General features: G+C 53.9%; 19 protein-coding genes. 11 read left to right on the top strand and 8 right to left on the bottom strand.

Going from position 1 to position 21,073, the window contains the following annotated elements; genetic code table 11:
- Positions 1 to 306: zinc ribbon domain-containing protein (locus EI42_RS23605; RefSeq protein WP_146505413.1), on the top strand; the 306-nt coding region annotated here is incomplete at its 5' end.
- A gap of 267 nt (positions 307 to 573) precedes the next feature.
- Positions 574 to 717, top strand: coding sequence for a hypothetical protein (locus tag EI42_RS33995; protein WP_249033476.1), 144 nt, complete (start codon positions 574 to 576; stop codon positions 715 to 717).
- A 214-nt stretch (positions 718 to 931) separates the two neighbouring features.
- Here EI42_RS33995 and EI42_RS23595 read toward each other — a convergent pair whose 3' ends face one another.
- The 4 genes from EI42_RS23595 to EI42_RS23575 form a co-directional block, all read right to left on the bottom strand.
- Positions 932 to 1,882: an ABC transporter permease gene (locus tag EI42_RS23595; RefSeq protein ID WP_111325104.1), complete on the bottom strand. Its 951-nt coding sequence runs from the start codon at positions 1,880 to 1,882 to the stop codon at positions 932 to 934.
- Positions 1,879 to 2,811, bottom strand: a complete 933-nt coding sequence (locus EI42_RS23590) for an ABC transporter ATP-binding protein (RefSeq protein ID WP_246046465.1) — start codon at positions 2,809 to 2,811, stop codon at positions 1,879 to 1,881. Before EI42_RS23590 ends, EI42_RS23595 begins: the two co-directional genes overlap by 4 nt.
- Before the next feature lie 56 nt (positions 2,812 to 2,867).
- Positions 2,868 to 3,272: a GntR family transcriptional regulator gene (locus EI42_RS23585; protein WP_111325103.1), complete on the bottom strand. Its 405-nt coding sequence runs from the start codon at positions 3,270 to 3,272 to the stop codon at positions 2,868 to 2,870.
- Positions 3,273 to 3,532: 260 nt separating this feature from the next.
- Positions 3,533 to 4,708 (bottom strand): MFS transporter, encoded by a 1,176-nt coding sequence (locus EI42_RS23575; RefSeq protein WP_170142856.1) that lies wholly within the window; start codon positions 4,706 to 4,708, stop codon positions 3,533 to 3,535.
- A 282-nt stretch (positions 4,709 to 4,990) separates the two neighbouring features.
- On the opposite strand from EI42_RS23575, the gene EI42_RS23570 reads away from it, so the two are divergent.
- The 3 genes from EI42_RS23570 to EI42_RS23560 all read left to right on the top strand — a co-directional run bounded on the left by EI42_RS23570 (position 4,991) and on the right by EI42_RS23560 (position 8,041).
- Positions 4,991 to 5,584, top strand: coding sequence for a TetR/AcrR family transcriptional regulator (locus tag EI42_RS23570; protein ID WP_111325100.1), 594 nt, complete (start codon positions 4,991 to 4,993; stop codon positions 5,582 to 5,584).
- 650 nt (positions 5,585 to 6,234) lie between these two features.
- Positions 6,235 to 6,852 carry a TetR/AcrR family transcriptional regulator gene (locus EI42_RS23565; protein WP_111325099.1) on the top strand — a complete coding sequence of 206 codons (618 nt, stop codon included), beginning with the start codon at positions 6,235 to 6,237 and terminating at the stop codon, positions 6,850 to 6,852.
- A gap of 238 nt (positions 6,853 to 7,090) precedes the next feature.
- Positions 7,091 to 8,041 (top strand): NAD-dependent epimerase/dehydratase family protein, encoded by a 951-nt coding sequence (locus EI42_RS23560; protein ID WP_111325098.1) that lies wholly within the window; start codon positions 7,091 to 7,093, stop codon positions 8,039 to 8,041.
- A 240-nt stretch (positions 8,042 to 8,281) separates the two neighbouring features.
- Here the strand turns inward: EI42_RS23560 and EI42_RS23555 are convergent, their stop codons facing one another.
- Positions 8,282 to 9,151, bottom strand: coding sequence for an SDR family oxidoreductase (locus tag EI42_RS23555; RefSeq protein WP_111325097.1), 870 nt, complete (start codon positions 9,149 to 9,151; stop codon positions 8,282 to 8,284).
- Positions 9,152 to 9,382: 231 nt separating this feature from the next.
- Here EI42_RS23555 and EI42_RS23550 point away from each other — a divergent pair, with 231 nt between their 5' ends.
- Positions 9,383 to 10,075 (top strand): hypothetical protein, encoded by a 693-nt coding sequence (locus EI42_RS23550; RefSeq protein ID WP_111325096.1) that lies wholly within the window; start codon positions 9,383 to 9,385, stop codon positions 10,073 to 10,075.
- Between the two features lie 611 nt (positions 10,076 to 10,686).
- On the opposite strand, the gene EI42_RS23545 is transcribed toward EI42_RS23550, so the two are convergent.
- Positions 10,687 to 11,133: a MarR family winged helix-turn-helix transcriptional regulator gene (locus EI42_RS23545; RefSeq protein ID WP_111325095.1), complete on the bottom strand. Its 447-nt coding sequence runs from the start codon at positions 11,131 to 11,133 to the stop codon at positions 10,687 to 10,689.
- Between the two features lie 113 nt (positions 11,134 to 11,246).
- Between EI42_RS23545 and EI42_RS23540 the strand changes: the two genes are divergently transcribed.
- Together EI42_RS23540 and EI42_RS23535 are read left to right on the top strand one after the other, a co-directional pair.
- Positions 11,247 to 11,612 carry a VOC family protein gene (locus EI42_RS23540; RefSeq protein WP_111325094.1) on the top strand — a complete coding sequence of 122 codons (366 nt, stop codon included), beginning with the start codon at positions 11,247 to 11,249 and terminating at the stop codon, positions 11,610 to 11,612.
- Entirely contained in the window at positions 11,609 to 12,511 is a 903-nt protein-coding gene (locus EI42_RS23535; RefSeq protein ID WP_111325093.1) for a DNA-3-methyladenine glycosylase family protein, read from the top strand. Before EI42_RS23540 ends, EI42_RS23535 begins: the two co-directional genes overlap by 4 nt.
- Before the next feature lie 258 nt (positions 12,512 to 12,769).
- Here EI42_RS23535 and EI42_RS23530 read toward each other — a convergent pair whose 3' ends face one another.
- Entirely contained in the window at positions 12,770 to 13,234 is a 465-nt protein-coding gene (locus EI42_RS23530; RefSeq protein ID WP_137686313.1) for a MarR family winged helix-turn-helix transcriptional regulator, read from the bottom strand.
- Positions 13,235 to 13,317: 83 nt separating this feature from the next.
- Here EI42_RS23530 and EI42_RS23525 point away from each other — a divergent pair, with 83 nt between their 5' ends.
- Together EI42_RS23525 and EI42_RS23520 are read left to right on the top strand one after the other, a co-directional pair.
- Positions 13,318 to 15,570, top strand: a complete 2,253-nt coding sequence (locus tag EI42_RS23525; RefSeq protein ID WP_111325091.1) for an LLM class flavin-dependent oxidoreductase — start codon at positions 13,318 to 13,320, stop codon at positions 15,568 to 15,570.
- Positions 15,571 to 15,602: 32 nt separating this feature from the next.
- The gene (locus EI42_RS23520) at positions 15,603 to 16,502 is read left to right on the top strand and encodes an LLM class flavin-dependent oxidoreductase (protein ID WP_111325090.1); all 900 of its coding nucleotides are present in this window, start codon (positions 15,603 to 15,605) and stop codon (positions 16,500 to 16,502) included.
- Between the two features lie 131 nt (positions 16,503 to 16,633).
- Here EI42_RS23520 and EI42_RS23515 read toward each other — a convergent pair whose 3' ends face one another.
- The gene (locus tag EI42_RS23515; RefSeq protein WP_111325089.1) at positions 16,634 to 19,423 is read right to left on the bottom strand and encodes a tetratricopeptide repeat protein; all 2,790 of its coding nucleotides are present in this window, start codon (positions 19,421 to 19,423) and stop codon (positions 16,634 to 16,636) included.
- Between the two features lie 533 nt (positions 19,424 to 19,956).
- Between EI42_RS23515 and EI42_RS23510 the strand changes: the two genes are divergently transcribed.
- A complete protein-coding gene (locus EI42_RS23510) occupies positions 19,957 to 21,006 on the top strand; it encodes a hypothetical protein (protein WP_174843950.1) in 1,050 nt (349 codons plus the stop codon).
- Positions 21,007 to 21,073: the final 67 nt, after the last annotated feature.

Genomic DNA, 21,073 nt, shown 5'->3' with positions numbered 1-21,073 from the left:
TACGGGGCTCTGCATGCTATCCCTGTGGTTGCAGTTCCACCTCAATACACCAGCCAGAATTGTTCTGCATGCGGTACAACAGTGAAGAAGTCTCTTTCTGTTCGCACACACATCTGTACTGGTTGTGGTGTCGTTCTGGATCGTGATCATAATGCCGCGTTGAATATCCTGATGCGCGCACTCCAATACGTTTCAAACGGTACCGTAGGGCATACGGGAACCCGCGAGCTCGACTCGCGAAACGCTTCTGGAGACCTGGCCGCTCCTGCGTCCTCCAAACGGAGACGTGGCAAGTCGGGTCGCTGAAAGAAGAACCCCTGTGCTTTAGCCAGGGGAGTGTCAGTCAATCAGCGAAATAGTGTAATGATGCACTACACAGAGCTGTGAAGGGCCCGCAGATCACACTAATCTGGTACACATGGGATGATGAGAGCTTCTCGTTCAGCACCACAAAGGATCGGGCAAAGTACCGGCTTTTTCAACACGATCCCGCCATCTCGCTGCTCGTTGAGGACGGCCCACCTATATCGCGGCCTATGGCAAGGCTGAAGTACTTGAGGACAAGAAAAATCCTTGAAAAATACGTCCCACGCGGACAAGGCCGAGGAATATCTACCGATGACGCAGGCACCCGGGCGAATTATCGTCAAGTTGCACCCGGATCAATTCGTCACCAGCAGTCAAGTGCTTATGCAGAGGGCGTCGTTCATTATATAGCTAGAATCGAAGAAAACAGGTTTTCCGGCTTCCAGAAAATGTATAAGGAGGATGTGGCTTCACGCTACATCCCCTCTCGTATTCCATACACACAAACGAAACGATAGCTTTCAGCAAGCCTGTCAGAAGCTGGAAGCGGAAAGAACAACCTCCGTTCAGCCTGGGTCCAAGCCCTCGCAGGGACAGACTGTGGCCCCCCCGATCTTTCCCTGCTTCAACGCCGTACCCGCCAGTAAGTCACTCCTGTACAGAGCGCTGCCAGAGTCAGCAATAGAGCGGTCGTAGCCAGTTGCAGCGGCCAGAAATGTTCATTGAAACGATGATACTTCACCAGTTCATGGAAATTTTTTTCATTGCATTCTCTGAGCGCTTCGCCGGTCAGCTTGTCGTCCGGGCAGGGATTATCCAGTACATTGATCGGTGTTTGACCATCCGCGCCGACCGTTTCCCGCGAGAGAATCAGATCATCAAGCCTATCATTCAGTATACCCACCACCTCCCCGTACACTATTTTCCAGTTGTATTCAAGCTGACTTGAAGGAGGAAACAGGTAAGGATATCCATTCCAGATGGCGATTTGCAGAGGAATAAGCAGCACCAACGTGATAACCATCGCAGGCAACACGCGACGAACGATGGCTCCAATCATGACACCAAACAACAGGCCAAAGAGTACATTGGCAACCAGAACGCTTCCTCGTATCATGAAAGTTGACCAGGGAGAAAACGAAAACGTAGCATCTTGAACAAAGCTCCACCAGGTCGCCACGAGGGAAAGTGCCCCAAACCCAAGCACAACCGCACTACCAAGCAGCATGAGGTTCGTACTCAGCCAGCGCGTGCGCGACATACTCTGCGTCCAGACAAACAAATGAGTACGCTTCTCGTATTCTCGCGCCAGCAAAGGAGCCCCAAGAAAGATCCCCACTACAAAGGGCAGTAGAGGAAACGACTGAAAAACAAGGCTATACCATGTCCGTGTAGTCAGCCCGGGCAAAACCACAAGGTTACAATCCCCTTTCTGCAAACAATGCGCTCCATTGGGCTGCTGATATGCTGCATTCATTGTAGAAACATTCAATGCAAACAACGCCATCAAGATCAAAAGAGCAAGAATACCGAGTACAAGCATCCAGCGATAGTGCCGCCAGATCAGCCAGATCATGAGAACACCTCTTTCTGAAATGATGGGAGTATCGATGATGCATGAGCCTCCCAACTGCTTTCTCGCGTGGCGAGGTAGGCAAGCACAACCGTTTCGAGCGCAAGATCCTGCTGTTCCCAGGCAGGATGGCTCACGGCCTCATCCGTGCGCAGCAAGACGGTACTCTGTCTGCCGGTATGACTTGCCTGAATCACAGGATATGCTGTTGCAATAGCCTCAAAACTCTCTGATGGCCCGATCAGTAACTTGTGCTGCTCCATAATATGCTCGATGCTGTCAGCCAACCTCACCTGTGACGCCGCAAGAATAATCAGGTAATCACAAAGTGCTTCGAGATCTGCAAGCACATGCGAAGAGATGAGGATAGTAAGAGAGCGCTCAAAAGCTAGCTCCATGATCACTTTACCAATTTCATGTTTTGCCAGTGGATCAATGTTGGAGAATGGTTCATCAAGGAGAAGCAGTTCAGGGTCTTTTGCCAGCGCCATAATGATTGCTACCAGAGCCTGTTGTCCACCTGAGAGCTTCCCGATCGTTTGTTTCAGGGGAAGCTTGAAGCGATCAACTAGAGAACGGGCAAGCGACTCATCCCAGGTCGGGTTTAGCTTTCTTCCTGCGATGAGGGTCTCACTCACAGTAAACTGGCGATACAATGAGCATTCCTGAGCGACAAAACCAATATGTGGAAGCAGCATCGCCATATTGTGCGATGGTGTGCCAAGCACTTCTATGCTTCCCGTGCTTGGCCTGAGCAGCCCGGCGGCAAGGTGCAGCAAGGTGGTTTTACCTGCGCCATTGTTTCCAACCAGTCCCGCGATACATCCCCGAGGAAGCTGGATATTGCAGTTGCGCAGGGCCCAATGCGCGCCATACCGTTTCCCGAGTTGCTGAGCATGCAGGGCATTACTCACGACTTTTCCCCTATCCATTTGATATGATCCTCTCATCCAGGCTATAGAGACTCTAGCATGGAAGAATACGCTTGCTAGGTGAGAGAAGGCTTATCCCCCTTCTGGAGCTGGCGAAGCGTGTCGGCAAAGAGAGCAGTGATATCCTCACTCTCCAGCCCTGCTTCAAACGCCTTATACAACCACCGCCGCAGTTCATGGCGCAGAGCTTCCTGTAGATCAGGATCTGACGAGTTTGCCAGGCTCTTCTGCACAAACGTTCCTAACCCCGGCCGACTCTCTACCAGCCCCTCATGCTCAAGTTCTCGATAGGCCTTGAAAACAGTGTTAGGATTGATAGCAATCTTTGAGACTACTTCTCGTACGGTTGGTAACTGATCTCCCGGCTTGAGTAATCCCAATCGCAAAGCTTGTTTCACTTGCTGCACCAACTGCATATATGGCGCTACACCGGTGCGCTTCTCCAGATGAAACTCTATCATGTTCGGCCTCGTACTGTGCAAAACAACTAATGTACTAAATTGCTATGAACATAGTAGAAGTATAGCAGGGGAAAAAGCAGGATGTCAAGGACAGCCGCTCAAAGTATCAGGGAAGCCATGCAGAGCATAAATCCGCTTCAGGATAGGCTGCCTGCTCTCACAGAAACATGCATCAGGACAGGCAGCCAGAAGTATTGAGAAACCCACCGCAAAGCAGAGAAAGCTTCCAAGCAGCCACCCCGCTTTGCGGCAGCAGGCAATCACGAAGCAGCCAGCCTCAAACGTTGGCCACTCCTCAGAACGAGGATCAGCACAAGCGCTTCGAGGATGCTCGATCCAATGGCCAGGTACTCTACCCCGGCAGTACTGAGCACCAGTCCCCCCACACTTCCAGCACCCGCAATCCCCAAAAACATGACCATCGAGTTCAAAGAAAGCACAACGGTTGCCGCCTGAGGTTCGATTGAGACCAGATAACTATTGAGTGCGGGAGCACCGAGCCAGCTTGCCAGGCCCCACAGGAAGAAGAGCGCCACTACAAGGATATTGACCCCGACCGATTTCGGAAACAGCATCAACAGAGCGAAACTCAAGGTGTTGAGAATAAGGAAGCTATAGACTCCAATAAGGACCTGCCGTATTCCAAGACGGTCGGTTAGATGACCGCCTATCAGGTTGCCTATAACAGAAGCGATGCCAGAGCCGAAAAGCACTATGCTTAACGTGGCAGCATCAAAGGTGGTCAAGCGCTTCAAGAACGGCATAACATAGGTGAGCAGCATGTGACCGGCAACCAGCCCAAAGAAGGTAATCCCCAGGGCCTGCAACACCTGCTTTTTCCCGAGTAACTGAAAGCGTTCACGCCAGGTCACCATGTTCTCGACAGGGGGGATGTGAGGACACAGGATACCCAGGAATACGGTCACAATCGCGCCAAGCAACGCAACCAGTCCAAATGACATCCGCCAGCCGAAAAGGGTCCCTATCCAGCTTCCAAGCGGCAAGCCAAGCACCAGCGCACTTGTTGTACCGGCCAGAACAAGCGACATCGCACGCGCTCGAAGCTTTCCTTCAACCAGTTGGGCTACCGTTGCCATTGCTGTCGGCGTATAAAGCGCGGCCGCAAGCGCAGCCAGGAAACGGGTAAGAAAGAGCCACATGGCAGAGGGAGCAAAAAAAGCGAGCAGGTTCGCCAGGGAGAAAAGCACCATTGCCCCCAGGAGCACGCGCTTGCGAGGCAGATGCACCGTCACAGCGGCTAACAAGGGCGAGCTTAACGCATACGTCAGGGCGAACACAGTCACCAACTGCCCGACAACTCCCTGAGAGACCTTCATTTCTGCCGCAACCGTCGGCAACAGGCCAGCTACGAGATACTCATCAGTGCCAATGGCAAAGGTACCTAGCGCTAAAACAAGTATAAAGAAAAAAGGCACGTCTATTCCTCTCTTTCCAGAATAAAGCTTAGATATAGAGATACAATGAGTTATGTGCTGCTCTCAATGAGTAAAGGAAGGCGTTCACCCCCTTGACCGGCGACAGGCTCTCCTGTTCCGGGACACATTGGCTTCTGGCTATCTGCCGAACTCCTGTTTATAATAGAAGGACATCGCTCTGAAGAACAATAAGCAGTCAAGCAGCTTTGTCCCCTAAGCGACAAACAAGGGGATCTGTCAAATAGTGTCAGGAAAGAACGAAAACCAGAGAGGATAGCACGTATGGCAACCCGCCCGAAGACAATCGATCGCCGCGTAAAGAGAACGCGACAGGTACTCCAGCAAGCGTTCATGGATCTCAAAGCTGAAAAGGGGTTTACCGCTATCAGTGTGCAGGAAATAGCGGACCGAGCGAATATACATCGCGGAACATTCTATACGCACTTCCCCGACAAATACGCATTGCTCGATGCGATTCTTCAGGAGCGCTTTCGCACCCTGCTCGCCAGGCAGCTCCCTTCAGAGGAGCCATTGAGCCGAGAAAATCTACACCAGTTGATCTATGCTGTGCTCACGTATTTCCAGCGCGTATACCATCGCTGTCACCCCCTGCGGATTATTGATTCCTCCCTTGAGCGAACTGCTCAGCAAGAACTCTTCAATTTCCTGCTGATGCGGCTCAAACAGGAGCAGAAGGAATGGCGTGTCCCCCCGGAGATGATAGCCCGAGTGATGAGCTGGACCATTTGCGGAGCAGCCGTTCAGCTCAGTAAAGAGGATGAGACTGCATCCTTAGCACAGACAACGCACGACATTCTCTCTATCGTCATGGAGGGAGTAGATAATCTGGCCCTTATGCGTCACCAGCACAGGTAGGAGAGGGGTAGCGTTCCCTCTTCGTCTGAAGACGCGTGTGCCTGACGGGAAATATGAGCCCTTGCAAAGCAAAGATGCTCGGCTTCTCTCGTTGCTGCTCCCTCTTTTGCGAGGAACAAGGGGATTCTACAGGAAGCATACAAAAGCGCATCAATGCAGCGCTCGGCTTTTATATGCCTGCGGAAACGACCTTGCTTTCATCCACCTCATACGTTATACTGGTAGAGAGGATATTTTCCGGAGGAACCGCTTATCTCTGACACACGATGACACATTCTGCGGGAACCTGGTGCTCCCGCACTCTCGTGCACAGGTATCCGCACGACTCTAGAAGCCAGGTCAGCACATTTCTAACCCCAAAAAGGCGCTTTTTCCACCCGCAAAACGAGGCAAAAAACGGAGGTTCCCGCAAACCGGCCCAGCGACAGGCTTGTGAAGCGGTACGAGAACCCCGGCAGTCTAAATACCTTTTCTCCCTATCACGGGATTTGAACCTACCGTATTGTTCCTGCATCTCGGCCAGTAGCACAGCGTCTAAATACCTTTTCTCCCTATCACGGGATTTGAACGATCGATATCGGCTTGACTTTTGCCAATTTCTCTGGTATCCTTGTTTCTAACAAAGTTAGATTTTTGAATGGAAGTAGAAAATGACCCTGAAACAACGTCGAGAGCGCGAAAAACAGGCTATGCGGGATGGCATTCTCGCAGCCGCGCGCCACATCGCTCGACAACAGGGCTGGTCTGCGGTTACGATTCGCAAGATTGCGGAACATATCGAGTACAGCCCGCCGATGGTGTATGAGTATTTCGCGAACAAAGAAGATCTCCTTCAGGAGCTGGTTCGCGAAGGTTTTCATCTGTTGACGACAAGCATGCAGCGGGCATGCTACGCCACAGACGGTGAAGCGCTCTCACCTGAAGCACAATTAAATAAAATAGGGGATGCATACTGCCAGTTCGCCCGGGTCTATCCCGAACTCTATCAACTGATGCATGGTCTGGGAGTTGCGCTAGATTCACAGGAGCGAGTCCAGGCCGCTCAGGTATCATGTAAAATTGTTCTGGATACACTTATGCGGTGGGCACAAAGCAAGAATGTCACGCTGAAAAATCCCGAGGAGGCAGTTGAAGCGCTCTGGGCGCTCCTTCACGGATTAGTCACCCTGTTTATTGTTGATAGCTCTCAAAAAGAGGACGACCGAGCCGAACGCCTGGCCAAGCAAACGCTTCAGAGCCTGCTACAGGCATGGAGTTCCTCCGCCTGAGCGAGAGCCCTTTTTTGTTTATCCATTATCTAACTTTGTTCGATTTTCTATCGTCGTTCTATCCGTCACTCGAAGGGTGCGGGCACATCTGGCTGTTATCTAACTTTGTTCGATTTTCTTCCATTGTTCGGATAACAACTCAAAAGCCCGTCTCACATGGGGCCCCCTGAGAACGGCTGTCATGAAGGGTGAGGAGCCTTCTCACAACATCTCATTTACCAGTGAAAGAGGGAAAAAGATGAACAAATCACAGGAACTACACGTCATTTTCGGCACCGGCCCGGTCGGGCTCACTCTCGCTGAGGAACTGCTGGCCCGAGGCAAACAGGTTCGTCTGGTCAACCGCAGCGGCAAAGGAGCAGTTCCCGCCGGGGCGGAGCTGATTGCAGGCGACGTTTCCAATCCCACTGTGGCCCGTGAGCTCAGCCAGGGAGCCGCAGTCATCTACAATGCCACCCATGCGCCCTATGAGCGCTGGCCTGAAATACTTCCTCGTCTCCAGGAGAACATGATTGAGAGCGCGGCAATCCACGGGGCACGATTAGTTGTCATCGACACGCTGTACTTATATGGCGAAACGCATGGACAACCGATGACGGAAGAGACACCGCATACCGCCACATCTCGCAAAGGGCGGCTGCGAGCCGAACTTGCCTGGGGCTATCTGCAAGCACATCGGGTCGGCAAGGCACGCGTTACCATCGGGCGGGCCGCGGATTTCTTTGGCCCCCGCGTGCTCAATTCGTCTCTGGGACAATACGTCTTTCCCGCAGCCCTCTCGAAACAGCCAGTTCTGGTATTAGGAAACAGCGATCTTCCGCATAGCTACAGCTACATGCCCGATATCGCCAGAAGCCTGGCAACGCTCGGGGAGCGCGACGAAGCTTTTGGGAAAGAATGGCTCTTGCCTGTTGCCCCGGTGGTCTCGACGCGCACGATCATTCAATTGATTGAACAAGAACTGGGCTATCAGCTTCAGCTCTTCCCCATTCCGTCTATTGAATATGGCCAGGAGCAAGGCATTTTCGACCAGACCTTTATAGAAGAATACAGAGAGCTCTTCTACCAGCATACTGAGCCGCAAATTGTCGATTCAAGCGCGATTGAACGGGCCTTTGGGCTGCGCGCGACGCCGCTGAAGGAAGCGCTTGCGGCTACGATTCGCTGGTATCAAGAGCAGGCAAAGTAGGGACGCTCTCCCGGTCCGCAAAATGACAAACATTCGTCCATTCATACGGTATTCATATGCACAACCGGGGAATATGTCTCTCAGCAAGGGGCAAGAGAGAAGCGGCAGTTCACGGGAACGGTTTCCCTGGACTGCCGTCGGGCATAGTGTCGCTTCCCACCACAGAGTGAGAAGCGACTATTGCCCTCTTCAGCAATATCGTATTGCTATATTATTTGCCTGCTCCCCTTCGTCGTCTTCCTACAGCCCATGTTCTGCTATGTGCCTGCCCCAATGCGGTCGGCGGCCATCGAGGTCAGTGAAACCATACTCCTCAGAGAGATCCCAACTGCTCAGACTCTGGCCGGTTTTCGCAAAAACATCGGGATCGGATGCTAAGGCGACGACGGCGCGTCCGATAAAGCCGGGCGTTTCAGAAGCGGCAAAATGCGGATCAGTTTTAATCACCTCCTGCCAGTTGGCTTCTGTCACACCCCGTTTTTCCAACATCGCCTCAGAGCGCAAATAGCCGGGCGTCAGGGAAACCACCGCGACATGATATGGTCGCAACTCGGCGGCCAGCGCTTCAGCCAGATGGACATTTCCTACCTTTGCCAGACTATAGTACAGGTTGCCCCGGTAATGATATCCCACGCCATCCGTCACCTCAACGATTAATCCCTGCTTGCGTGCAACCATAAGCGGCGCCCCATAATAACTGCTTCTCAGATGGGTGAAAAGCGCTCGCTCCTGCATGAGCAACCCATGCGAGAGAGGAGTTTCCCAGAACGGCTTTTCCCAGTACTGCATAGAATTTATTCCCCAGAGATCATTGACCAGGATATCAAGCTGTCCGTTCTGCTCTTCCCCGACCCGTTGAAAGAGCTGGCGCACCTCTTCATCAACGCTGTAATCTACTCTGACGGCAATACCAACACCGCCACGCTCGGCGATTAACTCTACGGTCTCCTCAATTGTTTCAGGCCTTCCCATATCGGACGGCTGCTCGCGCGTACTGCGACCAGTGACATAGACGGTTGCGCCCGCTTCCCCAAGCATCAGCGCAATTCCGCGACCAGCACCACGAGTTGCCCCGGCAACAACGGCTACTTTGCCAGCTAAGGGTTTCATGCGTTCCCCCACTCCTTTCTAATCAATGTAGCTGCACGTAGTATAGACACTGAAAGATGCCATCTTCTGTCATCTTTCGCTGGCAGGTCGGGCAAGTGTTCTTTTCCACAGAGAAAAGTTCTCCTGCCAGAATATCGAAGTGCTGGACAGGCGCTCTGAAGTTTGTTAGACTGAGACCTCATCAGCATACTCATTTTTGCGTAGTTTTACGTAGTAGAAGAGGTTCGACCCATGTTCCAGCTTCCCGACCTGCCCCATAGCCTGCAACTGATGGGGTTTCGCTCTGCCTTTGTTGTTCCCTTCTGGTCAGCGAGCGTCACAGTTCCCGAGGAGCATGCCGCCCATCTTCAGCACGCTATTGATACCGTTGCTGAAATGCTTCCTCGGCTCCGTCTTTCTGGCTACTTCTTCAACGAAAATGCGCATCTCACTTATCAGATAAACCGTGTTCCCGGGCCAGCAAATGAGGTGCTTTCCGATCAGGAGCTGAAGGAACAGCTTGCCACACTGGAAGCGCTTCTCGTCCGGCAGGCCATTCCCTGTACAACACGGTACTATACAAGGCCGCCACAGGACGAACAAATCTGCATTCTGTTTGGTTTAGGGAAAGGCTTCTCAGGTGTTCATTTCTCAAGGGAACAGGTCTGGCAGGTCCTGCAACGCCACCACGCCGGTGAAGGAGGCTATCAGCACGTCCGGATTTATGCAACAGGCGGCGGAGAAGCAACCTATGAAGAACCTGCCCTCTTGATCCCCAGCCCAACCGAAGCCGATTTCCATTGGATCTGCATGTCACTGCTCGTCTTCTGGCAAGAATGGGCTACCGTCTATGACAAAGAGCAAGCGAGAGCCTACCGCCTCGTGACGACGCTTGAAGACGTCCGCGAAGCGCTTTATACAAAACAGGAGGCAGCTTCTCTTTGAGCGTTTCGTCTTTAAAAAAAACGGGCAGACCTTCATGTATACAGCAGTGATGTGTAGCTTCTCGTAGATGCTGCTGTTTCATTTCTAGCTACGCTCTGTCGGCCCTGTTCATAATCTTGCTTGCACCTATCTCCATATGTTATACTGATAGAGAGAATATTTCTCGGAGGAACCGCTTATCTCTGACACACGATGACACATTCTGCGGGAACCTGGTGCTCCCGCGCTCTCGTGCACAGGTATCCGCACAGCTCTAAAAGCCCGGTCAGCACATTTCTAACCCCAAAAAGGCGCTTTTTCCACCCGCAAAACGAGGCAAAAAACGGAGGTTCCCGCAAACCGGCCTGGCGATAGAGGCCTCTGAAGCGGTACGAGAACCCCGGCCGTCTAAATACCTTTTCTCCCTATCATGGGATTTGAAACCATATGGCGATAATGATAAGATAGAGCCAGCCTTTGCTGGGTCTAAACACCTTTTCTCCCGATTAAGGGATTTGAAGCCCGATCTGCTCAGGATCGATATCCAGATAGATAGGTCTAAATACCTTTTCTCCCTATCACGGGATTTGAACAAAAGGCTTTCTCTCGGTTTTCAGGGTTTACATCTGCTCTCAGGCACGGTCGCTTTCTTTTCTGCTCTCCTTTTCCAGAATGTCGGCAAAGCCCTGTAGCGCTTCCATCACCTGCTGTTGTTGCTCCTGAGAAAGCAGCCCCGTCATTCGTGCCTCAATGGCTCTGACCCGCCGGTGAGCTTCCTGTACCAGTTCTTCAGCTTTCGGGGTTATATATGCCTGTAATACCCGTCCGTGTTCGGGATGAGAACGCCGCACCAGTAAGCCCGCTTCCTCCAGATTCACAATGATTGCGTTCATCGTTTGTGGCGTCACAAAACAGCGGCGGGCCAGCCCTGCCCCCGATAATCCCGGCTGCTCCTTGAGCACACTCAGAGCCGCATATTGCGGAGTGGTCAGCCCGATCTCCCGCAACGCGGCATCCATCTGCATGCGTAAGGCATGCTCTGCCCTTTTCAATTGATACCCTACTTGATGTTCCAGCATCTTTCTCTCGCCTTCCTCACAAAAGGTTGCTTGACAATTATATCAGGGTCTGATATAATGTCAGCACACTGATAGTAGTATAGCAAAGAACACTACCGTTGAGGAGAGAGTTTATGGCTCATATTCTCGGTCCTGACTTTCTGGCCTTACAGGTGCGGGATCTTCAGGCATCCCGCCGTTTTTATACCGAAGTCCTGGGATTGCGTGAGGCCCCTCAGAGTCCGCCCAATGCCGTCGTTTTTGCTACTTCTCCCATTCCCTTTGCTATTCGTGAGCCATTGGTCAATCTGGACGACGTTCCTCGCCTGGGATGGGGTGTCGCTCTCTGGCTTGCCTGCGATAATGCAGATGAGCTTTGCGCCTCATTGGAAGCAGCCGGAAGCCCCATCGTACAACGCCCGTTTGATGGTCCCTTTGGTCGTACCTTCTCGTTTGTTGACCCGGATGGCTATACCATTACAGTTCATGGTGGAAAATGAAACAACTCATCCTTGAAGCTGCTGGCCCCTATTCGCTAAAGGCCAGTATTCGCTTTCTTGAGGGCTTCACCCCTGCTACCTATCAGAATGAGATAGCAGATCATCTGCATCTGGCATTTACCGTTGATGACGGAGAAGATATAGCGGGTGTCTGCGTGCGGGGCCAGGATCAACATATTCTGGTTGACCTGTATGGGAATGCAGACCCTGAAGCGGTACGCCAACAGGTCACACGCATCCTCTCACTGGACGTCGACGGTCGTGGCTGGCCCCTGGTTGGACAACGCGACCCGGTTATGAAGAACCTTCAGGAGCGATTTCCTGGCCTGCGACCGGTCTGCTTCTATTCCCCCTATGAGGCGGCGGCCTGGGCCTTAATCAGCCATCGCATACGCATTGCTCAGGCGGCAAAGATAAAAGCACAGATGGCGCGAGATCTGGGTTCCAGTGTCGACATTCACGGCCATATCGAATATGCCTTTCCCGCTCCTTCCCGCCTGCTCACACTTGATCGCTTTCCGGGCCTGACAGAACGAAAGATCGCCTATCTTCAGCAGCTTGCCCGGGCGACGATAGAAGGAAAGCTGAATGCCCACTTCCTCCGCTCGCTTCCATCTGAGCAGGCACTTGAGCATCTGAAGCAGTTGCCGGGAATCGGTGATTTCTCAGCACAGCTCGTGCTTCTGCGCGGCGCCGGGGAGCCCGACTTTCTCCCCACGAACGAGCCACGGCTTGCTCGTGCCTTTGCGCTGGCATATGGAGAGAACGCGCAGGCTATCGAGCAGGTAGCGGAAGCATGGCGTCCTTATCGAACGTGGGGTACCTTTTTGCTGCGCGTGTTTCTGGAGGAGACCACTCACGAGATAGCGCAAGGCCACGAAGAGAGCCATAGAAAATAAGGCAGGCTCTCCCTTCTACAGCAGTGGAAGCGGCTTCTCCGGCGAGAAACTCCGTGAATAGGTTCACTACCACGCCCGAAGAACAGACGAGCATGCTGGATAAGCCCATTGCCGTCGAGGTTTCCGAGAAGCACCGGAGCCCTCATCCCTGCCGCCAGCCAACGAAGAGAAGCTCATGTTCCAGAACAGCGCACTCGTCAGCATGCACCTTCTGGAACAGAGGGCACTTCTCCGGACGACTCCCGACCCTGAAGTCAGCTATGAGCGATGCGGCTTCTCCAACTGCTTGAGAATACGTTCCGAGATGCTCCCAAGCGCTTCCAGTTGCTCCGGGGTCAGCACATCCATCACATAGCGCTGGACCGCCTGCTCATAGCAGTCTCTCGCTTCTATGGCCAGCTTGCGCCCGAGCTCAGTTGCTCGAATGACCGTTCCCCTGTTATCTTCGGGGCACTCCCCTCGTGTGATCAGCCCGCGAGCCTCCATACGCCGGAGCTGATGAGAGAGGCGACTTTTTTCCCATTCCAGGCCACAACGCAACGCAAGCGCCCGCACCGGCTCTTCCGCTTTCTGACTGAGAAGCGAAAGAATCTCAAAGTCCGCTTCAGAGAGACCGGTCTTCTGTGCCAGTTCTTGATTGAGCTGCCCGGCCAGACGCAGACGCATGCGCTGATAGCTGGTCCAGACAGCTTCCTGTTTCTGAGAAAGTTTTTGCTTTGCCATATCTGTATTATACACGATCTGGTTGACATATCAACTTTCCTGCATTATAATGGTTGACATATCAACCAAAGAGGATAGGTAGTATGCATTATGGTCATCTATTGAAGTTCGGGACCTTCATCACGCCATCCGCTCAAAAGCCGGAGCGCGTCGTTGCGCTTGCGAAACAGAGCGAAGAGCTTGGCTATGATCTGGTCACCTTTCAAGATCACCCATATCAACCCGCGTTCCTTGACACATGGACGCTGCTCTCATGGATTGCAGGACAGACGGAACGTATTCATCTTGCCGCCAATGTATTGAACGTCCCCCTGCGTAACCCGGCGCTGCTGGCCCGTTCAGCGGCAAGCCTTGATCTATTGTCTGCCGGACGACTGGAAATCGCGCTCGGTGCCGGGGCCTTCTGGGATCAGATCAAGGCAATGGGAGGCCAACGGCTGACGGGCGGACAGGCTGTTGAGGCCCTGAGTGAAGCCGTTGAGATCCTTCGCGGGCTCTGGGATAGCGAGGATAGCCCGCTCCGCTTTCATGGCAAACATTACCAGCTCAAAGGAGCACAGCGAGGGCCGACACCGGTTCATGATATTCCTATCTGGATAGGAGCGTATGGGCCGCGCATGCTGCGCCTTGTCGGGCAGAAGGCTGACGGCTGGCTTCCCTCCCTCGGTTATATCAAGCCAGAGGCGCTTCAGGCAGCGAACACGATAATCGACGAGGCAGCGCGAGAGGCTGGAAGGGATCCCCGCGAGATCCGCCGACTGCTCAACATCTCCGGCACGTTTTCAAACACGCGCAAGGGCTTCCTTCAGGGATCAAGTCAGCACTGGGTTGAAGACCTGCTGCCCCTGATCGTGAACGATGGCATCGGGACCTTCATTCTGATGGCTGACGATCCCCGCACAATGGAACAGTTCGCGCTTGAGGTTATTCCAGCATTGCGTGAGGCAGCTCACCGAGCGTTGCCCGATGCCTTTTCCACATCGCGAATACGTTCCGCGGCGGCGCGGGCCAAGCGCTACCCCGGAATCGAGTATGACCGCGTGCCTGCCTCGCTGGTTGATACCGCGATCGAGCCGGGAGACGTAAACTATGCGCGCGTCAAGTCAACCTATATGCGCGGTGGCGCGCCCGGGATTGTGTTTCAGGTGAGAAACGTCGAGCAGGTGATTGAGGCGCTGGCTTTTGCCCGCTCACATCCCGCTATCCCGCTCGCGATTCGCAGTGGAGGGCATGGGATCAGCGGTCGCTCGACCAATGTTGGCGGCATTATTATCGACCTCTCTCGACTCAACAAGATTGAAGTGCTCGACGCCGCAACGCGCCGGGTCCGCATCGAGCCAGGAGCCCGCTGGATGGATGTAGCCGCCGCGCTAGCTCCCTATGGGTGGGCCCTGAGTTCGGGTGACTACGGTGGTGTCGGGGTTGGTGGTCTGGCAACCGCGGGAGGGATTGGCTGGCTTGCGCGAAAGCATGGTCTGACCATCGATCATCTGAGAGCGGTTGAAATGGTGCTTGCAGATGGCTCCGTGGTACGCGCCAGCGACAAGGAGAACCCGGAACTCTTCTGGGCAGTTCGGGGTGCGGGATCGAACTTCGGCATTGTCACTTCCTTTGAATTTGAGGTGGACGAGGTCGGGCCAGTTGGTTGGGCGCAGTTGATCCTCGATGCCCGTGATACCGCGAGCCTGTTGGAGCGCTGGGGCGCGATCGTCGAGGCAGCACCACGTGATCTGACCAGCTTCCTCATTATCAGTCCACCGCGCCGGGGACAACCAACAATCGCGTACGTCATGGCGCTTGTTGACTCCGATCAGCCCGAGATTATCATAGATCGACTTCAACCTATCGCCAATCTTGCGCCGATGTATGACCAGAGCGTCTTTATCACGTCCTATGCCGAGATCATGGCAAACGCTCAGGATACCGAGCACCACGGACAGGGAGAGCCGGTTTCCCGTTCCGCGCTGGTTGAGCATATCACGCCCGCGTTCGCGAAAGCCGCAGCAGAGCTCATCAACAGCGGAACGGTCTACATTTTCCAGATCCGTGCTGTGGGAGGTGCGGTCGCAGACGTTGATCCCGATGCAACCGCCTATGGGAACCGCTCGGCGAACTTTTCTGTGACGGCCTTTGGTGTCAATCGTCATCTCCTGAATGCACGATGGGACAGCCTCGCCTCTCATTTCAGCGGGCTCTATCTGAACTTTGAGACAGACACACGCCCTGAGCGGCTGAACGATGCCTTTCCACCGCGCACGCTGGCACGCCTGCGGGAGCTGAAGCGGCGGTATGACCCCACAAACGTCTTTCGCGATAACTTCAATATCATCCCGTAGAGAAAGCAGCCAGAAATGCAACGGAGAAAACAATGACAGATTACGGTCAGGATCTACTTTTCGGAACCTTTATCACGCCGCTCGCGCAGCCTGCGCAGCATGCGGTAGAGCTTGCCATAGTGGCAGAGCAGGCCGGACTCGATCTGGTCACCTTTCAGGATCATCCCTATCAGTCCCAGTTTCATGATACGTGGACGCTTCTGTCTTATGTCGCGTCGCGTACGCAGCGGATTCATGTCAGCGGTAACGTGCTGAATCTGCCATTGAGACAGCCCGCGGTGCTTGCTCGCAGTGCAGCCAGCCTCGATCTCCTGAGTGGAGGACGTTTTGAACTCGGAATCGGGACGGGCGCGTTCTGGGATGCCATCGAGAGCATGGGCGGGCGACGCCTGACGCCCGGCGAGGCCGTGAGCGCATTGGAAGAGGCCATTCAGATCATGCGCGAGCTCTGGGCGACCGACAAACCGGGGCGTGTGCAGGTAGACGGTTCCTATTATCAGGTCAATGGGGCGAAACGTGGCCCGAAACCGGCACACGATATCGGTGTCTGGGTTGGTGCGTACAAGCCGCGTCTGCTGAAAATGACGGGACGGATTGCAGATGGCTGGCTTCCCTCCCTGAACTACCTGCCCGGGGGCCTCCCCGACCTTGAGGAGATGAACGCCTCCATTGATGAGGGAGCGGCTTCTGTCGGTCGTGATCCATCCAGTATCCGGCGGATGCTGAACATCTTCGGTCGCTTCGGGCGCTCAGGCAGGGCCTTCCTGAGTGGACCGCCACAGCAGTGGGCCGAACAGCTTGCGGACGTCACCCTGACATATGGCATCACTGGCTTTATCCTTGTCGCTGATGATGCGCCAACAATCGAGCGCTTTGCAGCGGAAGTGGTTCCGGCAACGCGAGAACTGGTCAGAGCTGCGCGAGGCCGCTAAGAGGTGACAACTCGCCTGCCCGACAAGCAGGTACGCTCGACAGAGCCCCACAAGAGCGCGCCCTTGAGCCCCTCCTGACCTCCAGCAGGGGCGCTCAGGGCCGCTGTTTTGTTATCGGGTATGCACTCCAGTTATTCTAACTCACCCTGCCCCTCTAAAGCCGAAAGAAATACAAAATAGTTCCAGATCAATTTCTGAGTTTCAGGATATTGTTTGCCCAGGAGGCGAGTCGCCATTTCAAGCGCCTCCTGAAAGAAACGGTCCGCCTGCTTATACTTTCCTTGCATGAGATAGATTGTGGCAAGATTACCCAAAGCGCTTGCTACCGCGGGATGCTCTCTCCCATACACCCTCTCATAAATCTCCAGCGCTTCCTGCAATAGCGATACCGCCTCTTCATACTTCCCCTGCTTATAATGCACCCTTGCCAGATCGTTCAAACTCATCGCTACATTTGGATGCTCCCTCCCATACTCCCTCTTTCGGATCTCCAGCGCTTCCTGCAATAGCGATACCGCCTCTTCATCCTTCCCCTGCACATCATACACCCTTGCCAGAATATGCAAACTATTCGCTACCTCTGGATGCTCCCTCCCATACGCCCTCTCTGCTATCTCCAGCGCTTCCTTACACAGTGGTAACGCCTCTTCATACTTCCCCTGCTCCTTATACACCACTGCCAGATTGTTCAAACTGCTCGCTACATGTGGATGCTCTCTCCCATACACCCTCTCATAAATCTCCAGCGCTTCCTTACACAGTGGTAACGCCTCTTCATACTTCCCCTGCTCCTGATACACCACTGCCAGATTGTGCAAACTACTCGCTACATGTGGATGCTCCCTCCCATACACCTTTTCATAAATCTCCAGCACTTCCTGCAACAGCGATACCGCCTCTTCATACTTCCCCTGCTCCTTATACACCACTGCCAGATTGTGCAAACTACTCGCTACATGTGGATGCTCCCTCCCATACACCTTTTCATAAATCTCCAGCACTTCCTGCAACAGCGATACCGCCTCTTCATACTTCCCCTGCTCCTTATACACCACTGCCAGATTGTGCAAACTACTCGCTACATGTGGGTGCTCCCTCCCATACGCCCTCTCTGCTATCTCCAGCGCTTCCTTACACAGCGGTAACACCTCTTCATACTTCCCCTGCTCCTGATACACATTTGCCAGATTGTGCAAACTACTCGCTACATGTGGATGCTCTCTCCCATACACCCTCTTTCGGATCTCCAGCGCTTCCTTACACAGTGGTAACGCCTCTTCATACTTCCCTTGCTCCTTATACACCACTGCCAGATTGTGCAAACTGCTCGCTACATATGGATGCTCTCTTGTATAGAAATGTTCGGAGATCCTCAACACTTCCTGCAACAGCGGCTTCGCTTCATTGTAGGCTCCCATATAATACTGATGAAGACCAAGCAGCTGGCTCCATTGAAGCACCTGTTCCTGTTCCCCTCGGTCGCGTGCATCCTGAAGCATCTTGAACAGATGGGCTTGCAGCGCCACCAATTGCAGCGGAGCCTCTTCATGCGTGCGTACTCCCACCATAAACAACAGAGCACGGATTTTCTCACGGGCCAGCATAGATGGCGCCTGCTCTTCCTCGGATGTCTGAGATGCTACGACTTTCTCGGTGCTACTTCGTCCCTGAGCCAGCACAAACCAGGCAACCAACCGATGGACGCGAACTGCTTCCTGTCCTCTCGCTCTTTCCAGCAACCCGAGGTCAAGCAGCCGCTGAAGCGCATCCACCCCCAGCATTGCCCGCTCTTCGTCCAGGTCCTCTTCACCCAGAACAGCGGCATCCAAGAGCAGTTGTTCAGGAATGGGCACACCGGGAGCACACCAGGCCGCACACAGCAGCATTTCTTTCGCCAGGTCGTCACAGGCCTCTTCCTGCAAGCGCTCATAGCTCACGGCAAATGTGCGAGCAACATGCTGTTCATGCCGTGTCAGCGAGCGTTCCGCTCCCCTCCCTTGCAAGGAGGCGTGGGCAAGCGTTTGCTGGCGCAGCTTCTGCACATACTGCTCTGGCGTGATGATGTGCCGATACATGTGCAGATAATGCCCGGCCAGACTCAGCGCCAGCGGATGATCTCCAAGTTCCTCGGCAATCTGGTTCGCCGCTGCTTCGGTGAGGTTGGTGCTGTATTTGCGCAACAGTTCAATACTTTCGGCGCGCGGAAGCTCCGCAATGGGCACGGTGATGATTCCCAGACCCGCAGACCATTCCTGTTTGCGACAGGTTATCAGAATGCGACAGCCTCCACTGTTGGGCTTCCACTGCTCCAGAATGGCTTCATCCTCACAGTTGTCGAAGATCAGAAGACGCGGAAGGGCCGTTTGCCATGCCCGCCGAACCCACTCGACCTGCTCGCTCGGAGGCAAGGATGCACAGAGCGCCGCCGCCGCAGGAGGCAGCGCCCCTTTGCATTGCAGCACCTCAGTGCTCATGTTCTCCGCTTTGGAGCAATCCAGCCAGAAGACCCCTCCCGCAAAGTATGCCCCATAGCGATAGACAAACTCGCTGGCTAGCTGCGTCTTGCCAATCCCGCCAATGCCAGTCGTGGCCGCAACACCCCGGTAACTGATCGCTACCGCATGCTCTCCCTTAAGGCAGCGGGCCAGTTCTCGCAATTCATCCTCGCGTCCGGTAAAGAGCTGATTGCGCAGTAAGGGCATGTGAGAACTGGCAGGAATCAGGTCCGGCGCAGGGGGCGGAATAGTGTCTAGCGGGAGTTCCTCAAGCTTTTGTCGAGCGGCGTGCAGGGTTGCCGCGTCGGGTTCCATATTGGGCGGTATCACGTTTGTGATGTTCACGCTTGCTTGCCCACCGCCCTGGGTAATGGCATTCAAGGAGCCACTTATATACTGGTTCATCCCTGAGAGGTGCTCATCCATCGCTTTTCATCCTTACCGTGGCTTCACAGGAAGCGCTATCGTCTCCTCGTGTCTGTATGTGGTCATTTTGCCTGATCGCTTCGTCCTCAACGGTGCCTGAGGCATTGCCGCTTGTAGTACGGCAATCGCTTCTAGAAAAGAGATCACATCGAGAAAGGCTCTTCAGAAGGGAGTCATCCCTTCTACTCTCTAGAACGTATTTTACCACCCTTTTTCACATGTCCTCTCTATAGTAGTATATATGCCTCACCTCTTTGCTTTTGTCTCCATGCTGCAAAGAGAGCAAGCAGCCCTGTTCTGCCTCCCGAGCTTCCCTCCCTGAACTACCAGCCCGAAGGCCTCCCCGACCTTGAGGAGATGAACGCCTCCATTGATGAGGGAGCGCAAAAGAAGACTCATCCACGCTTTTCCCTCTACATTTTAGGGAGTGCGATACTCTTGCATCTTCCAATCTTTTTGTTTATCATGTGATAAGCAAACCACTGTCCGTAGCACATAGCGTCTTTTTCAGCCGCAGAACGAGGAATACTATCGTGAAAAAGATATCATCATCTCGTCAGGATCTTCAAGCACTCTGGTGGGGAATCGCATTCAGTCTGCTGTTTACCGGTATTATCTGGGGCACAGGCTTTGCACTTCGTGCTTTTCCGCATCTCCCAAAGCCGGCAAATGATCCCTCATGGTATTATTGGAAACTGCCCGCGCCCACGATCGCAGCCGAAGTGACTGCCTGGGGTGGATATCTGCTGCATCAACTCTTCAGTTGGGGCGTTATCTGGTATGCGCAAACTCGGCGCCTGCACTATAGCCATACATTGCATACGGTCAACAAAGTGGCGCTGGCCGGGAATGCCCTGTTTATCCTGCTTCATCTGCTCCAAAGCCTGCTCTGGTACGATGGCCTCGCCGCCAATGTTTCCGTCTTCAGCTCGCAGGGGTCAGTCATCGTCTTGCTTGTCTGGGTCCTGCTGATGGAGAATCCCCGACGCGGGCTCTTCTTCGGGAAGAAGCTGCCATTGCAGCAGCGCGTGATTCAGTTTGCCCGGAAATATCACGGCTACTTCTTCTCGTGGGCCATCATCTACACATTCTGGTATCACCCGACCGAGAACACGCCCGGCCATCTGGTTGGCTTCCTCTACATGTTCCTGCTGATGCTTCAGAGCAGCCTCTTCTTCACGCGCGTTCATATCAATCCATACTGGACATTTGTGCAGGAGATTCTGGTGCTGGCTCACGGAACACTCGTCGCGCTTATGCAGGCGAACGGGCTCTGGCCAATGTTCTTCTTTGGCTTTGCCGCTATCTTCATCATTACACAGATGCATGGCCTTCGTCTCAAAAGCTGGATCAAATGGGGGCTCACGTTGCTGCTGCTTGTGGGAGCAATCGTAGTGTACAGTATGCGTGGGGTCCAGCGGCTCTGGGAGCTTGTCGCGATTCCGCTGATCGATTATCCGGCGGTCCTTGTGCTTTTCCTGCTGCTTGGCCTGATTGTCTGGCTTACGGGGTGGCGGCGTCCTCGACCGAAGCAACAGCCCGCCGTTCAACCTGCCCCAGATCACCTGGAACGCCAGCCTTGAGAGACAAACCTGCAAGGTGTCGCTGCTCTCCGAGATCGATGCGGGGCATGCAGCAACACCTTTGCTT

Source organism: Thermosporothrix hazakensis (assembly GCF_003253565.1).
Classification (GTDB): Bacteria; Chloroflexota; Ktedonobacteria; order Ktedonobacterales; family Ktedonobacteraceae; genus Thermosporothrix; species Thermosporothrix hazakensis.
Note: the sequence above shows the minus strand (reverse complement) of the source record. Positions and strands in the feature narration are given on the sequence as shown.